Source organism: Kitasatospora sp. NPDC018058 (assembly GCF_044327205.1).
In the GTDB taxonomy this organism is placed as follows: domain Bacteria; phylum Actinomycetota; class Actinomycetes; order Streptomycetales; family Streptomycetaceae; genus Kitasatospora.
Genome location: NZ_JBIRFA010000001.1, coordinates 548275 through 564740, shown reverse-complemented (window position 1 = coordinate 564740; position 16466 = coordinate 548275). Strand labels below are relative to the sequence as shown.

Below are 16466 nucleotides of genomic sequence, written 5' to 3'. Positions count from 1 at the left end.
TCGGTCTGTCACGAGCGGGGCGTGTGAGCCCACTCAGCCGACGCGCCCGCCAAGTACGAGAATTCGGGTGCGCATGGCAACGACCTTCCTCCTGTCCGGGGTGGCGTGTCAAGCAGGTGGGATCACCGTCTCGCCATGCGGACCAGCCCCTGGACCGGCGACGGCGCGACGTTCGGGCAGGTCGGAAGCCCCCTGGTGCGACTGGGAGGCTCCTCGGTGATCTCCGACACGGCCTCCCTGGACGTCCGTGCGGCCACTCGTCCGGGTGTCCCCGGCCGGGTGGCCGCAACGGGCGGAGAGCGAGCCGAGCGGCTTGGGCAGCGGGTAGCCGCGGCGGGCCAGCGCCCGGCGCAGCCGGGTCTCGTCCAGCGGCGGGGCGAAGGCCGAGCCCTCGGCCTGGCGGCAGCCCAGCTCCTGCAGCACGGCGACCTGGCGGGGCAGGTCCACCCCCTCGGCGGCGGTGGCCATCCCCAGGTCGTGGCCGAGCCGCAGAGCATGCCCGGCCAGGGTTCTGCTGAGCGCGGACTCACCGAGGTCCTGGACCAGCGTGCGGTCCAACTTGAGCCCGTCGAAGGGCAGCCGGGCGAGGGCTCCCAGCGAGCCGTTCCCGGCGCCGTAGCCGGCCAGCCAGGTGGAGACACCGAGCCGGCGCAGCGCGGCCAGCCGGCGGCCGAGTTCGTCGGCGAGCGAGTCCGGGCCCATCCGGGCCACCTCGATCACCAGCTCGTCGGCCGGCAGTCCGCTGTCGCGCAGCGCCGCGGCCACCGTCTCGTACAGGCCGGGCGAGCAGAGCCGCTCGGCGGAGAGCCGTACCGCCACCGGGACGGGCGCCGGCCCGCCACAGCCCCGGGCGGCCAGGGCGCGCCGGTCGGCGGCGGCCGCGACCGCCTCGCGGAGCAGCCAGCGGGAGAACCGGGTGGCCGCGTCGCCGTGCTCGGCCGAGCGCAGGAACTCGGCCGGGGTGAGCAGCAGGCCGCCCACCGAGCACCAGCGGGCCTGGGCCTCGACGCCGACCACCGCGCCGCTGCCGAGGTCCACCACGGGCTGGTGGAGCAGGGTGAAGCCACCCTCCCGGACGGCCACCCGCAGCCGCTCCTCCAGCTCGGTGCGGCGCTCCAGGTCGGCCCGCATGGCGGAGGTGTAGAGCACCACCCGGCCCTTGCCCTCGGACTTGGCCCGGTACATCGCGAGGTCGGCGTTGCGCATCAACTCGTCGGCGGCGGCCCTGGGATCGGCGGCCGGGCCCCGCTCGGGGGTGCCGAAGGCGATGCCGATGCTGGCGGCGACGCTGAGCTCGGCGCCGCCGATCCAGTACGGCTCGGAGAGCGCGACCCGCAGCCGGTCGGCCAACTCCTGGACCTGCAGCCGGCCGAGCGGGCCGCAGACCATCGCGGCGAACTCGTCGCCGCCGAACCGGGCGACGGTGTCCCCGCAGCGCACCGCGCCCTGCAGCCGGCGGGCGGCCTGCACCAGCAGCTCGTCACCGACCTGGTGGCCGGCGGAGTCGTTGACCGCTTTGAAGCCGTCCAGGTCGAGGAAGAGCACCGCGATCCCGGCGCCCGCCCCGCCCTGCTGGCCGCGGGCGCCGAGGGCGCCGCGCAGCCACTGGGTGAACAGTGCCCGGTTGGGCAGGTCGGTGAGCGGGTCGTGGAAGGCGTTGTGCTGCAACTGGGCCTGGAGCATGACGCGTTCGGTGACATCCCGACTGTTGAGCAGCAGGCCGTCGCGGTGCCGGCTGACCGTCGACTCGACGTGCAGCCACTCCCCGGCGCCGGAGCTGATCCGGCACTCCACCCGGGCCGAGAGCTCGGCGGTGCCCGGGGTGCGGTGGGCGGTGAGCCGCACCCGCGCGAGGTAGCGGCGGACCTCGGAGAGCACCCGGTCCACGTCCTCGGGGTGGACCAGGTCCAGCAGGTTGCCGCCGACCAGCTCCTCCGGGTCCCGCCCGTAGACGCCGAGCGCGGCCGGGGAGACGTACGAGAGCACGCCGTTGGCCCCGGCGATCATGATGACGTCGCTGGAGCCCTGCACCAGGGAGCGGAAGTGCGCCTCCTTGTGGCCGAGTTCCTGGGCCAGCGACAGGTTGTCGAGCAGCATGACGCCTTGCCTGAGGATCAGTGCCAGCCCGACGGTGCAGGCGGCCGCGGCCACCACCCGGTCCAACTGGCTTCCGCCGAGAGCGTTGTAGAGGATTCCGGCGGTGCACACGGCGGCGGCCGCGTACGGGGTGAGCGCGCTGAAGGTGGTGGCCACCCGGCGGCGCGGCAGGCCCCCGGCCGAGGGGTGCTCGCGCAGCGGACGGCGCCAGCGCGGGGACCACGGCGCCCATGCCAGCAGCAGGCTGCCGGAGAACCAGCCGGCGTCCAGCAGTTCGCCGGAGTGGTAGTCGCTGCGCAGTTCCGGGGAGGTGAACAGGGCGTCGCACGACACGGTGATGGCGAGTGCCAGCATCGCGGTGTGCACGGCCGCCCGGTTGCCGTCCCGGCCGCCGAAGCGCAGCCCCACCACCAGGCTGACCAGCAGGATGTCCAGCACCGGGTAGGCCAGGTTGAGGGCGATGCACAGCGGGGAGCCGTCCTCGCCGGCCGCGATCCGGCCGAGCGCCAGGCTCCAGCTGAGGGTGAACAGCGAGCCGGCGATCAGCCAGCCGTCCAGCAGCAGGCAGAGCCAGCCGGCCGCCGAGCGGGGGCGCTGGGCGAGCACCAGGACGCCGGTGATGGCGAGCGGGGCGAACAGCAGGAAGGCGTACGCGGCGAGCGAGTCCCGCGGCAGCGGGGTACGCACGACCAGCTCGTACCAGCCCCAGGTGCCGTTGCCGAAGGCGACCATGAGCGAGGAGAGGCCGAACAGCAGCCAGGCCGGGCGGGCGTGCCCGCCGACCGTGCAGCCGTACACCAGGCAGGACAGCGCGGCCGCGAGGGCAGCCGCGGCCAGGCCGAAGTCACCCATGAAGATGGAGAGTTGACTCGACCCCCAGCCGACGGCGGCGCCCAGCGCATAGGCCAGGCAGAGCCCGCCCAGGGCGAGGCCGGGCAGCGCGCGGCTCTCCAGCAGCCGGCGCATCGGGCCGCGCCGGGCGGGTGCCGGCAGGTCGACGGCGGACGTGTCGGTGGGCGGTACGTCCGGCCGTCCGGCTCCGGGCAGCACCGTATCGGTGGAGCTCACTCGGCCTCTCCCCCTCCGGCCCGGAGCCTGGCGCCCCGGCCACGGACCACCGGCCGCGCACCTCTCGGCCGTACGCGGTGGCCTGGCGCCCCGTCAGGACGGTGACCCAGGAGGTGGACGGCCTTCCGGTCGCCGCACCGCACCGATGCTCCCGGTCGGGACCCTACACCAATTCCGTCACTCAATGACACGCACACTCAACTTAGAGTAATGGCGGAAGGGCAGGTGGATGCACCCGGTTCCGACGGATCGGCCCGGTTGGCGGCGGCGCGCGGGCAGGGGCTCACGCGGCGCGCACGGGAGCACGCGACGGCGCCCACCCGCCGCGACCGGCCGGCGGGCCTCTCGGGTCCTTGCCGGCTCCGCCGGGACTCGAGGGACGGCCCTGGTCGCCGACCGCCCGGGCGTGGTCGGCGACCTGCGGTTTCAGCGGCTCGCGGGGGCCAGATCCTCGGGGAACAGCCGCAGTCGGTGGGCCAGCGCGGCGGCCTCGCCGCGACCGCCGACCCCGAGTTTGCCCAGGATGTTGGACACGTGCACGCTTGCGGTCTTCGGAGAGATGTACAGCTCCTCGGCGATCTGACGATTGGTCCAACCGCGCGCGAGCAACCGGAGCACGTCCCGCTCACGGGGGGTGAGGCCGAAGGAGTCTCCCGGGGCCCCGGCCGGCGCGGCCTCGGCGGCCGGGGTCAGGGTCAGCCCGGCCCGCTCGGCCAGGGCGCCGATCTGCGCCCCCAGCAGCCGGTCACCCCGGGCGGCCGCCAGTCCGGACGCCTCGCGCAGCAGTTCGGTCGCCGCCTCGCGCCGGCCGGCCTGCACCTCGGCTTCGCCGCCGCGCAGCAGGGCGAGCGCCAGCGGGTACGGCAGGCCGACCGCCCGCAGCGCGGCGACCGCTTCGGCCCAGTGCCCGGGTGTGTCGGCGGCCCGGGCGCGGGCCAGTTCGGCCTCCAGCAGCCGGGCCCAGCCCAGGTGCAGCGGTACCCGGGGGCGCAGTTCGGCGGCCGCCGCGGCGATCGCGGCCAGCGCCTCGGACCGGCCCGCCTCGGCCTCCGGCAGCCCGCGGGTGTCCGCCTCCACCCCGGCGGCCTCCACCAGCAGCGGGTAGACGTCGGACTCGTGGCCGATCCGGCCGTCCTCGGCGAGCGCGGCGAGCAGTTCGGCCCGGGCCTCCAGCGGCCGCCCGCCGCACGCGGCGACCCGGATCGCCAGTCGGCTGATCGGCACGCTGTGCTGGACCTGGCCGATCCGGTTGGCCGCCCGGGCCTGCGCCAGCATGGTCGCGGCGGTGGGCAGGTCCCCCGCCAGCAGGGCGATCTCGCCGCGCATCCGGTCCAGGAACTCGGCGTGGGTGCCGCTCAGGCTGGTCAGCTCGCAGGCGGCGAGCACCTCGTCGGCCTCCTGGATCCGCCCGAGGTCGAGCAGCCCCTCGACCAGGTTGCCGGTCAGGATGGTGCCGATGTTGCGCAGCAGGCCGTTGCCGTCGGCGAAGTCCAGGCCCTCCCGGGCCAGCCGGACGGCCTCCTCGGCCCGGCCCAGCCCGCGCTGCACGCTGGCCAGGTTGTTGATGCCGCGCAGCAGCAGGTCCGGCACACCCAGCCGGCGGGCCGCGTCGACCGCCCCGACCAGCTCGGCCAGCCCGCCGTCGGCGTCGCCCTGCACGTCGTGGCGCAGGCCGCCCAGGGTCATCCGGGCGTGCACCTCGACCGAGTGGGCGCCGACCTGCTGGGCGATCCGGATCGCCCGCTCGGCCAGCTCGATGTGCTCGGGGCCGGCCTGCTTGACCATCGCCGTCCCGGCGGCCAGCGCGAACACCTCGGCCTGCACCGCGGACGGCGGCAGGTGGTCGACCAGCGCGTACGCGCGGGCGATCTCCTCGTCGTCCCCGGAGCGGCGCAGATTGCCCAGCATCCGGGCCCGGTTGATCCGGAACCAGGCCGAGCGCACCGGGTGCTCCGCCTCGTCGACCAGCCGGATGCCGCGCTTGGCCAGGCTCAGGCCGCGCTCGCGGTCGCCGCAGCGCCGGGCCGCGACCACCGCCTCGGCCAGCACGTCCTCCAGCTGGATCCGGTCGCAGTCCGCGTCGGCGGGGCTGTGGTCGCAGGCGCCGGGCGGGTAGGTCTCGGCCCAGTCGTACGGGCGCAGGGTGTGCGCCAGCACCTCCTCGGAGACCATGTCCCACAGCTCCAGGGCCCGTTCCAGCAGGCCGAGCTGCTCGGCGAAGGCGTTGCGGCGACGGGCGGCGCGGGCGGCGTCCAGGGCGGTCGGCAGGGCGCGGGCCGGGTCGTGCGCCTGGTACCAGTAGTTGGCCAGCCGGGCGGGCAGCGCGTCACCGGGGACGAGGTGCGGCTGGGCCTCCACGGCGAGCGCGAACTTGCGGTTGATCCGGTGCCGTTCACCGGGCAGCAGGTCGTCCGAGACCGCCTCGCGGACCAGCGCGTGCCGGAAGCGGTAGCCCTCGCCCTCGGTGTCGGGGCGCAGGATGTTGGCGCCGACGGCCGCCCGCAGCGCCTCGATCAGCGCCTCCTCGTCGTCGTCCAGGACGGCGGCCAGCAGGGCGTGTTCGACGTGCGAGCCACCCTCGGCGGCGATCCGCACCACCCGCTGGGCCTCCTCGTCCAGGCTTTCGACGCGGACCAGCAGCATGTCCCGCAGTGAGTCGGTCAGCCCCACGCCGCAGCCGTCGTGGAAGGCGGTGGCCAGCTCCTCGACGAAGAACGGGTTCCCCTCCGAGCGGCGGTGGATGCGGTCCACCAGCTGGCGGTCGGGGGCGGCGGTGCCGAGGATGCCGGCCAACTGGGCGGCGACCTCCCGGCGGCCGAACCGGGCCAACTCCAGCCGCTGGACGGTGCGCAGCCGTTCGAGCTCGGCCAGGAAGGGGCGCAGCGGGTGGCGGCGGTGCAGGTCGTCGGTGCGGTAGGTGGCGACCAGCAGCACCCGGGAGCGGTGCAGGGTGCGCACCAGGAAGGCCAGCAGTTCGCGGGTGGAGCGGTCGGACCAGTGCAGGTCCTCGACGGCGAGGACGAGGGTACGCTCCGCGCCGAGCCGTTCGAACAGCCTCGCGGTGTGCTCGAACAGCCGGGCCCGGCTGTACTCGTCGTTGGGTTCGCCGTCCGCCTCGCCGAACTCGGAGAGCAGCCGGGCGAGATGCCCCTCGCTGCCGGCCGCCGCGGCCTCCAGCTCGGCGCCCAGCGAGCGGTGCAGCCGGCGCAGCGCGGCGGCCAGCGGGGCGTACGGCAGGCCCTCGGCGCCGACCTCCAGACAGCTGCCGAGCGTGATGACCGCTCCCCGGTCGCCGGCCCGCTGCAGGAACTCCTCCAGCAGCCGGGTCTTGCCGACCCCGGCCTCGCCGCCGATCAGGACGGCCTGCGGGCTGCCGGTGCCCGCCCGGCGCAGCGCGTCGGTCAGTTCGGTGATCTCGCTGCCGCGGCCGACGAAGACGGGACTGACCGATATCTGCTGCATGGAGGCGAGCATGCCATAGCCGGTGGTGGCGGGAGGAGGGGTTATCTCCCCCGGCGAACGCCCGGCCGAACGCCCGGAGGGGGAGGCGCTCTCCTGCGGCGCCTCCCCCTCCGGAACTCCCTCGGCACCGTCATGGTGCCGGACCGTCAGCATTCGGGCTGACGCACGGGGCGCCGCTGGAAGCGTGCGGCGACCGGACGGCGGCGCAGACGTCGCGCCTCCTTGGCCTCGCGGACCAGGCGCTCGTGTTCGGCGCGGGCCTCAAGCTCGTGGGCCTGCTGCTGGATGAGCTCGTACTCGATCACTTCGGGTTCCCCTTTTGGGTTTCACTGCGTTTCCCTGACGAGTAAGAGCTTCCTCTCCCAGCTGGGGGTGCCACATCGGGAGCGTGCCCGATGTTTCGGGGCCCGGATGCCTTAGATCGGGCTCCGAAAATGGTTTAAGGCCCCGTCTCACCTAGATACATAGGCAAGACGGGGCCTTAGGCCTTACTTAGAGAGCCTTAGATGCCTTAGGCGCCTTAGGAAGGTGGGGTTGACAGCCTAGGCCTCCAAGGCTTCTCAGGCGGAGACGCCCAGCTTCTCCAAGATGAGGTCCTTCACGCGGGCGGCGTCCGCCTGGCCGCGGGTGGCCTTCATGACCGCGCCGACCAGCGCGCCCACGGCCTGGACCTTGCCGTCACGGATCTTGGCGGCGATCGCCTCGTTCTCGGCGATGGCCTGGTCCACGGCGGCGCCCAGCGCGGAGTCGTCCGAGACCACGGCCAGGCCGCGCTTCTCGACGACCTCGTCCGGCTCGCCCTCTCCGGCCAGCACGGCCTCGATGACCTGGCGGGCCAGCTTGTCGTTCAGCTTGCCCTCGGCGACCAGCGCGGCGACCCGGGCGACCTGCGCCGGGGTGATCGGCTGCTCGGTCAGCTCGGTGCCGGTCTCGTTGGCGCGGCGGGCCAGCTCACCCATCCACCACTTGCGGGCCTGGTCGGCCGGGGCGCCGGCCGCGATGGTCTCCTGGATCGGCTCCACCGCACCGGCGTTGAGCACCGACTGCATGTCCTTGTCGGACAGGCCCCACTCGGCCTGCAGCCGGGCACGGCGCACCCGCGGCAGCTCGGGCAGGGCGGCCCGCAGCTCCTCGACCCACTCGCGGGAGGGGGCCACCGGCACCAGGTCCGGCTCGGGGAAGTAGCGGTAGTCCTCGGCGTTGTCCTTGATCCGACCCGAGGTGGTGGTGCCGTTGTCCTCGTGGAAGTGGCGGGTCTCCTGGATGATGGTGCCGCCGTCGGTCAGCACGGTCGCGTGCCGCTGGATCTCGAACCGGGCGGCCCGCTCCACGCTGCGCAGCGAGTTGACGTTCTTGGTCTCCGAGCGGGTGCCGAAGGTCTCGGTGCCGTTCGGGCGCAGCGACAGGTTGACGTCGCAGCGCATCTGGCCCTTGTCCATCCGGGCCTCGGAGACGCCCAGGGAGCGGATGACCTCGCGCAGCTCGGCGACGTACGCCTTGGCGACCTCGGGGGCGCGCTCACCCGCGCCGGTGATCGGCTTGGTGACGATCTCGATCAGCGGGATGCCGGCGCGGTTGTAGTCGAGCAGCGAGTGGGTGGCGCCGTGGATGCGGCCGGTCGCGCCACCGACGTGGCTGGACTTGCCGGTGTCCTCCTCCATGTGGGCGCGCTCGATCTCCACGCGGAAGGTCGAACCGTCCTCCAGCTGTACGTCGAGGTAGCCGTTGAAGGCGATCGGCTCGTCGTACTGCGAGGTCTGGAAGTTCTTGGGCATGTCCGGGTAGAAGTAGTTCTTCCGCGCGAACCGGCACCACTCGGCGATCTCGCAGTTCAGCGCCAGGCCGATCTTGACGGCCGACTCCACGCCCACCGCGTTGACCACCGGCAGCGAGCCCGGCAGGCCCAGGCAGGTCGGGCAGGTCTGGCTGTTCGGCTCGGCGCCCAGTTCGGTCGAGCAACCGCAGAACATCTTGGTCTTGGTACCGAGCTCGACGTGGACCTCAAGGCCCATCACCGGGTCGTACGACGCGAGAGCGTCCTCGTAGGAGACCAGGTTCATGACGCTCACAGCGTCCCTTCTCACTTGAAGCTTGGGAGGTACGGGCCCGGCCGCCGCGTGGTGCGGGGCCGGGCCGGGGCGCTCAGCTCAGCCCAGCAGCACGTCGTCGGAGCCCAGCTGACGCAGCTCGCGCACCAGCAGGGCGGTCCCGGTGATCAGCGCGGCGGCACCGACCAGGGCGTTGACCAACTTGAGGGTGTCGCTCTCGTCGCGGGCCTTGCGGACGTCCTTGACGATGGAGATCGCGCCGAATGCGCTGGTGCCGATGGACAGCCACAGACCCGGCTTCGAATGCTTGAAGCCCTTGGCCTTCTCGATCTTGCTCACAGTGCCGGTGCCTCCTCCAGCAGGGGGTGCCCCCACTTGTCGTTGAGTGCGGCCTCGACGGCGCCGCCCACGCGGTACAGGCGGTCGTCCGCCATCGCGGGTGCGATGATCTGCAGGCCGACCGGGAGATTGTCCTCCGGGGCCAGGCCGACCGGCAGCGACATCGCCGCATTGCCCGCCAGGTTCGACGGAATCGTGCACAGGTCGGCCAGGTACATCGCCATCGGGTCGTCGGCGCGCTCGCCGATCGGGAAGGCGGTGGTCGGCGTGGTCGGCGAGACCAGCACGTCCACCCCGGCGAAGGCGGCGTCGAAGTCGCGCGAGATGAGCGTGCGCACCTTCTGGGCCGAGCCGTAGTAGGCGTCGTAGTAGCCCGAGGAGAGGGCGTAGGTGCCCAGGATGATGCGTCGCTTGACCTCGTCGCCGAAGCCGGCCTCGCGGGTCAGCGCGGTGACGTCCTCGGCCGAGCGGCTGCCGTCGTCGCCGACCCGCAGGCCGTAGCGCATCGCGTCGAAGCGGGCCAGGTTGGAGGAGCACTCCGACGGCGCGATCAGGTAGTAGGCCGGCAGCGCCAGGGTGAAGGACGGGCAGGAGACCTCGACGACCTCGGCGCCCAGCTCGCGCAGCAGCTCCACCGACTCGTTGAAGCGCTGCATCACGCCGGCCTGGTAGCCCTCACCGGCGAACTCCTTGACCACGCCGATCCGCATGCCGCGGACGTCGCGCATCCTCGCGGCCTCGACCACGGCCGGGACCGGCGCGTCGATCGAGGTGGAGTCCAGCGGGTCGTGCCCGGCGATGGCCTCGTGCAGCAGGGCCGCGTCCAGCACGGTGCGGGCGCACGGACCGCCCTGGTCCAGGCTGCTGGAGAAGGCGACCAGGCCGTAGCGGGACACCGAGCCGTAGGTCGGCTTGACGCCGACGGTGCCGGTGACGGCGCCGGGCTGGCGGATCGAGCCGCCGGTGTCGGTGCCGATCGCCAGCGGGGCCTCGAAGGCGGCCAGCGCGGCAGCCGAACCGCCGCCGGAGCCACCGGGGATGCGGGTGAGGTCCCACGGGTTGCCGGTCGGGCCGTAGGCGGAGTTCTCGGTGGAGGAGCCCATCGCGAACTCGTCCATGTTCGTCTTACCGAGGATGACGACGCCGGCGTCCTTGAGACGGCTGGTCAGCGTGGCGTCGTACGGCGGGATCCAGCCCTCGAGCATCTTCGAGCCGCAGGTGGTCGGGATGCCCTTGGTGGTGAAGACGTCCTTCAGCGCCAGCGGGACACCGGCCAGCGGGCCCAGCTCCTCGCCCTTGGCGCGCTTCTCGTCGACGGCCTTGGCGGCGTTCAGCGCGCCCTCGGTGTCGACGTGCAGGAAGGCGTTGACCTTCTTGTCGACGGCCTCGATGCGGTCCAGGTGCGCCTGAGCGACCTCGACGGCGGAGACCTCGCCCTTGGCGATGGCGGCCGCGGTCTCGGCGGCGGTGTAACGGATCAGGTCGGTCATCTCGGTCAGTCCTCCCCGAGGATCTGCGGCACACGGAAACGCTGCTCCTCGGCGGCAGGGGCGCCGGACAGCGCCTGCTCCGGGGTGAGCGACGGCCGCACCTCGTCCGCGCGCATGACGTTGGTCAGCGGCAGCGGGTGGGAGGTCGGCGGGACGTCCTGTCCGGCGACCTCGGAAACGCGGGCGACCGCGCCGATGATCACGTCGAGCTGCTCGGCGAAGTGGTCCAGCTCTTCGGGCTTCAGCTCAAGACGCGACAGCCGGGCGAGGTGGGCGACCTCCTCGCGCGTGATGCCAGGCATGCAGCGATCCTCAGGGTGAGTTCTGGTGAGACCCGGCGATGCCTGCGGCGCCGCCGGGCCCGGGCAGGAGCAGCCGGGTTCGGCGCTCCGTCCTCGTGGTCTTTGGACCCCATCCTATGGGGCCCGGCCCGGCCACCGGCCAATGAGTAAAGGTGTCCCCCCGTTCTGCGGGCAGCGCGGCGCCCCGGGGAACTCCTACTGGGGCCTGGTACGGGCCCAACTCTGGGTGCCGGGTGCCTTGATCTCCAGCTGCGCGGCCTGCATCGGCTGGCTGCACGGCACGGCCCGGACGGCCGGGGGCAGCACGGACGGAGGCAACACGGGCGGGAGCGTCGGCGGCAGCACCGGGGGGAGCGCGGTGGGCTGGGAGAGCGGCTGGGCGACCGGCTTGATGATCGACGGGAGCTGCGGCGGGGCGCCCAGCCGCTCCACCGTCGGGGCGGAGGTGGTGCGGTGCACCCGCAGCCAGGCGGTGGCCTGCTCGGCGGGCAGCGCGGCCGACACCAGCCAGCCCTGGACGGCGTCCACGCCCATGCAGTGCAGCCGCTCCCAGGTCTCGTCGTCCTCGACGCCCTCGGCCACCACGGTCAGACCGAGCGAGTGGGCGAGCTCCACCGAGCAGCGCACCACCGCCGCGTCGTGGTCGTCGGCGACCATCCGGGAGACGAAGGAGCGGTCGATCTTCAGCTCGCCGACCGGCAGGCTGCGCAGCCGCACCAGCGAGGAGTGGCCGGTGCCGAAGTCGTCCAGGGACATCCCGACGCCGTAGCCGCGCAGCTCGGCCAGGGTTTCGGCGGCCCGCCGGGAGTCGTCCAGCAGCAGCCGCTCGGTGATCTCCAGCTGGAGCGCGTGGGCCGGCACCTGGTGGCGGACCAGGTGCCCGGCGACACGCTGGGCGAAGCCGGGGTTGAGCACGTCGCGCGGCGAGACGTTGACCGCGACCTGCACCTGCAGGCCCAGGTCGCGCCAGTAGGCGAGCTGGCCGACCGCCGCCTCCAGCACGTAGTCGGTGAGCCGGGGCATCAGGCCGCTGGACTCGGCGAGCCCGACGAACTCGTCCGGCGAGACCCTCCCCTGCCCGGGCCGCTCCCAGCGCAGCAACGCCTCCAGGCCGACCACCCGGCCGTCGAAGGCCACCTTCGGCTGGTAGTGCAGCTGCACCTCGCCGGCCTCCAGGGCCCGGCGCAGGTCCCCGAGCAGGCCGATCCGGTACGGGGTGTCGGCGTCCTGGGTCTCGTCGTACTGGGCGACGCCGCTGCACTCACGCTGGGCGTGGCCCATCGCCACGTCGGCGCGGCGCAGCAGCGACTCGGCGTCCTGGGCGTGCTGCGGGTAGACGCAGACGCCGGCGCTGGCCTCCAGCACCAGCAACAGTCCGTCCAGCCGAATCGGCGCGGCGAGTTCGGCGATCAGCGCCTTGGCGACCCGCTCCAGGCTGTCCGGGCAGTTGATGCCGGGCAGCAGCACGGCGAACTCGTCGCCGCCCATCCGGGCCACCATCGGGCGGCCGCGCCGGTAGTGGCGGGGCAGGCCGACGAAGACGTCGTCGATGGACTCCCGGGTGGCGCTGCCGGCCGTGCCGCCGGAGCGCAGCGCCCGGTGGAGTCGGCGGGCGATGTGAACCAGCAGCCGGTCACCGGCCGTATGTCCTAGTGTGTCATTGAGTGATCGGAACCGATCGAGATCGAGCAGGATGAGACCGACGCTGTAGCCCTCCTCGCGTTCGGCGATCGCCTCCTGGGCGGCCAGCAGCAGGGCCTGACGGTTGGGCAGGTCCGTCAGTGGGTCGGTCAGCTGGTCGCGGGCGCGGTCCCGGGCGATCCGCCAGGCGGCCACCAGCACCGCCAGCGGCACCGCGAACAGCGGCAGCAGTTCGGGTTCGTACCGGTAGACCAGGACGGCCAGCGGGATGAGCGGCGCGGCTCCGGCCAGCAGCACGCCGAGCAGCAGGACCGCACCCGCCACCCCCTGCGGCGGGCGTGTGGGCGCGCCGCCGGTCGTACGATCCATAAGCCCTGTCCTCCGTCGGGCCCGCCCCGTCAGGCCGCCTTACGGTGAGGCACCGTGCCGGTACCGACAGCTGCCGGGCATGGAGCGACCCCGAGGAGCACCGGCTCAGCCGGTGCCCCCACCCCTGCTGACACTCTGTTGCGTTCCAGGGTATGCCGGGGTCCACCCGGTGGGCAGACTTTCGGACAACCGGAAACGCGCCACCGCGCCCGGATGTCACACAGTGACACAATGCCCGCTTTCACTGAACGACACCCGGTGACGCCGCATCAGGACGATAACAACACGGATCACGGCACCGGCCGCTCGGGGCGGCCTCGAATCAGCCCTCGGCGGGCGCCTCCCGCGGCTCGGCGACCTCCTCCATCTCCGGAAGTCCCAGGTGGGCGCGGGCGGCCGACGGACCGTCGGCGAGCAGCACGGCGAAGCCCGCGTCATCCAGGACCGGCAGGCCGAGCTGAACGGCCTTGTCGTACTTGGACCCCGGGTTGTCGCCGACCACCACAAAATCGGTCTTCTTCGAAACCGAGCCGGTCACCTTCGCTCCACGCGAGGTCAGCGCCTCCTTGGCGCCGTCCCGGGTGTGCCCGGCCAGGGTGCCGGTGACGACGACGGTCAGGCCCTCCAGCGGGCGCTCCGCCTCCTCCTCGTCCGCGAACTCCTCGACGAAGCGGACGCCGGCGTCCCGCCACTTCTCCAGGATCTCGCGGTGCCACTCCTCCTGGTACCACTCGACCACGGACCGGGCGATGATCGGCCCGACCCCCTCGACAGCGGCCAGCTCCTCCTCAGTGGCCGAGAAGATCCGGTCCAGGTCGCGGAACTCGCGGGCCAACTCCTGCGCCGCGACCGGGCCCACGTGCCGGATCGAGAGGCCGTTGAGGAACCGCCAGAGCGGGCGGTCCTTCACCTTCTCCAGGTTCTCCAGCAGCACGCTGGCGGTCTTCTTCGGATCGCCCTTCTGGTTGGCGAAGAAGGTGGCCTCCTTCTCCTTGCCGGTGCGGTCGTCCAGCTTCGGCATGCCCGTCTTCTGGTCGCGCACCAGCACCTTGATCGGCAGCAGCTGTTCCATCGTCAGCCCGAAGATGTCGCCCTCGTCCTTCACCGGCGCCTCGGCCGGCTCCAGCGGCTGGGTCAGCGCGGTGGCCGCGACGTAGCCGAGGCCGTCGATGTCCAACGATGAGCGACCGCCCAGGAAGGCGATCCGCTCGCGGATCTGCGCCGGGCAGAACTGGGCGTTGGGGCAACGCAGGTCAATGTCGCCCTCGGACATCGGACGCAGCTCGGCCCCGCACTCGTGGCAGTGCGAGGGCATCACGAACTCCTGCTCGGTGCCGTCCCGCAGGTCCTCCACCGGCCCGAGGATCTCCGGGATCACGTCACCGGCCTTGCGCAGCACGATGGTGTCACCGAGCAGCACGCCCTTCGCCTTGACGACCTCCTGGTTGTGCAGCGTCGCGTACTGGACCATCGAGCCGGCCACCTTCACCGGCTCGGCCAGCACCGCGTACGGGGTGGCCCGGCCGGTGCGACCGATGCCGACCTTGATCTCGGCCAGCTTGCCGGTGACCTCCTCCGGCGGGTACTTCCAGGCGATCGCCCAGCGCGGGGACTTGGAGGTGGAGCCGAGCCGGCCCTGCAGGGCGATCTCGTCGACCTTGACGACCACGCCGTCGATCTCGTGCTCGACCGAGTGCCGCTGCTCCCCGAAGTGCTTGATGAACGCCCGCACTTCGTCGAGGGTCTTGACCACCTTGTTGTGCCGGGCGGTCGGCAGGCCCCACTCGCGCAGCAGGTCGTAGGCGTGCGACTGGCAGTCGATGTCGAACCCGACCCGGGCGCCGACGCCGTGCACCACCATGTGCAGCGGGCGGGAGGCGGTGACGTGCGAGTCCTTCTGGCGCAGCGAACCGGCGGCGGCGTTACGGGGGTTGGCGAACAGCTTGACGAGGGCCTGCGGGCGCTTGCCCTCCTTGGCGCGTGCCTCGTTCTCCGTCTTGCGGCGCTCGTTCTCCGCCGCGAGCGAGGCGTTCAGCTCCGCGAAGGCCTCGGTCGGGAGGTACACCTCGCCGCGGATCTCGACCAGCTCGGGGACGTCGTCACCCTTGAGCCGGCGCGGGATCTCCTTGATGGTGCGGACGTTGGCGGTGATGTCCTCGCCGACCCGGCCGGTGCCGCGGGTCGCGGCGAGCACCAACTCGCCCTTCTCGTACGTGAGGTTGACGGCCAGGCCGTCCACCTTGAGTTCGCACAGGAAGTGGTAGTCGATGCCCGCCAGTTCACGGGCCACCCGCTCGGCCCAAGCGGCGAGCTCGTCGTCGTCCATCGCGTTGTCGAGGCTGAGCAGCCGCTCGCGGTGCTCGACCTTGGTGAAGCCCTCGGCGACGTCGCCGCCGACCTTCTGCGTCGGCGAGTCCGGGGTGATCAGGGCCGGGTGCTCGGCCTCGATCGCCTCCAGCTCGCGCATCAGCCCGTCGAACTCGGCGTCACTGACGATCGGCGCGTCCTGCTCGTAGTACCGGGCGCGGTGGTCGGTGATCTCCCCCGCCAGCTCGGCGTGCCGCCTGCGCACCTCCGCCGGGACGTCCTCCCAGCCCTCGACAGCCGTCACCGCAAGCCCTCCTACGTTCTCATTCCGGGTTGTCCACCAGGCTCCGCGCCGCCCGCTCGGCGAGCGACAGCGCCTTGCGCGCGTACCCCGGGGAGGCCCCGGCCAGCCCGCAGGTCGGCGTCACCAGCACGCGACGGCCCAGCAGCTCCGGGGCGAACCCGAGCCTGCGCCACAAGGTCCTGACACCCTGGACACTACCGGCCGGGTCCGACACCGCCTGGTCAGTGGAGGGGACGACACCGGCGAGGATCATCGTGCCCTCCTCGACGGCCTCGCCCAGGTCGTCGTCCGAGCGCTCGGTCAGCAGCGAGAAGTCCAGCGAGATCCCGGCGACTCCGGCGCGGCGCAGCAGCGGGATCGGGACGTCCGGGGCGCAGCTGTGCACGACCACGGGCGCGTCCAGGCCGCGGATCAGCTCCCGCAGCACCTCCTCGGCGATCTGCCGGTCGACGGCGCGCAGCCGCTGGAAGCCGCTGGCGGTCTTCACGTTGCCCGCGAGGACGGCGGGTAGCGAGGGCTCGTCCAGCTGAAGGATCACTTGTGCACCGGGGACGCGCTTGCGGACCTCCGCGAGGTGGCGGCGCAGTCCCTCGGTGAGCGAGCCGGCGATGTCCCGGCAGGCGCCGTGGTCGGAGAGCGCCTTCTCGCCGTGCTTGAGCTCGATGCTCGCCGCCAGCGTCCACGGGCCGACGGCCTGGACCTTGAGCGTGCCCCGGTAGCCCTGGGTGAACTCCTCCAGCGCGTCCAGGTCCTCGCCGAGCCAGGAGTGGGCGCGCCGGGTGTCCCGGCCGGGGCGGTCGGAGAAGCGCCAGCCGCTGGGCTCGGTCTGCGCGAACAGCTCGACCAGCAGGCCGGCGCTGCGGCCGATCATGTCGGCGCCCGGGCCGCGCGCGGGCAGCTCGGGCAGGAACGGCAGGTGCTCCAGCGCGCCGGTGGAGGTCTTGGCGGCCTCGCGGGCGTCGGTGCCGGGCAGCGAGCCGACGCCGGTGGCGGCGCCGCGCAGGTCGGGGAAGGGGTGTGGGGTGCTCACCCGTCCGAG

At 72.9% G+C, this 16466-nt stretch carries 9 protein-coding genes and 1 pseudogene; all 10 read right to left on the bottom strand.

Annotated features, from left to right (window positions below; translation table 11 throughout):
* Positions 1-108: 108 nt before the first annotated feature.
* The 10 genes and pseudogenes from ACH4E7_RS02460 to ACH4E7_RS02415 all read right to left on the bottom strand — a co-directional run bounded on the left by ACH4E7_RS02460 (position 109) and on the right by ACH4E7_RS02415 (position 16457).
* A complete protein-coding gene (locus ACH4E7_RS02460; protein WP_396247154.1) occupies positions 109-3063 on the bottom strand; it encodes a putative bifunctional diguanylate cyclase/phosphodiesterase in 2955 nt (984 codons plus the stop codon).
* 528 nt (positions 3064-3591) lie between these two features.
* Complete coding sequence (locus ACH4E7_RS02455; RefSeq protein WP_396247117.1) at positions 3592-6627, bottom strand: AAA family ATPase; 3036 nt, start codon at positions 6625-6627, stop codon at positions 3592-3594.
* Positions 6628-6773: 146 nt separating this feature from the next.
* On the bottom strand, positions 6774-6932 hold the full coding sequence (locus ACH4E7_RS02450) for a hypothetical protein (RefSeq protein ID WP_355673890.1): 159 nt from the start codon (positions 6930-6932) through the stop codon (positions 6774-6776).
* 255 nt (positions 6933-7187) lie between these two features.
* On the bottom strand, positions 7188-8696 hold the full coding sequence (gene gatB / locus ACH4E7_RS02445) for an Asp-tRNA(Asn)/Glu-tRNA(Gln) amidotransferase subunit GatB (RefSeq protein WP_396247116.1): 1509 nt from the start codon (positions 8694-8696) through the stop codon (positions 7188-7190).
* Between the two features lie 78 nt (positions 8697-8774).
* Positions 8775-9014, bottom strand: coding sequence for a hypothetical protein (locus ACH4E7_RS02440; protein ID WP_396247115.1), 240 nt, complete (start codon positions 9012-9014; stop codon positions 8775-8777).
* The gene (gene gatA / locus ACH4E7_RS02435) at positions 9011-10504 is read right to left on the bottom strand and encodes an Asp-tRNA(Asn)/Glu-tRNA(Gln) amidotransferase subunit GatA (RefSeq protein WP_396247114.1); all 1494 of its coding nucleotides are present in this window, start codon (positions 10502-10504) and stop codon (positions 9011-9013) included. Before gatA ends, ACH4E7_RS02440 begins: the two co-directional genes overlap by 4 nt.
* A 5-nt stretch (positions 10505-10509) precedes the next feature.
* Complete coding sequence (gatC, locus tag ACH4E7_RS02430; RefSeq protein ID WP_030057414.1) at positions 10510-10806, bottom strand: Asp-tRNA(Asn)/Glu-tRNA(Gln) amidotransferase subunit GatC; 297 nt, start codon at positions 10804-10806, stop codon at positions 10510-10512.
* 459 nt (positions 10807-11265) lie between these two features.
* A pseudogene (locus ACH4E7_RS02425) lies at positions 11266-12753 on the bottom strand (putative bifunctional diguanylate cyclase/phosphodiesterase); the annotation flags it as partial.
* Between the two features lie 385 nt (positions 12754-13138).
* A complete protein-coding gene (gene ligA / locus ACH4E7_RS02420; protein ID WP_396247113.1) occupies positions 13139-15427 on the bottom strand; it encodes an NAD-dependent DNA ligase LigA in 2289 nt (762 codons plus the stop codon).
* A 19-nt stretch (positions 15428-15446) separates the two neighbouring features.
* Entirely contained in the window at positions 15447-16457 is a 1011-nt protein-coding gene (locus ACH4E7_RS02415) for a methionine synthase (RefSeq protein ID WP_396247112.1), read from the bottom strand.
* Positions 16458-16466: the final 9 nt, after the last annotated feature.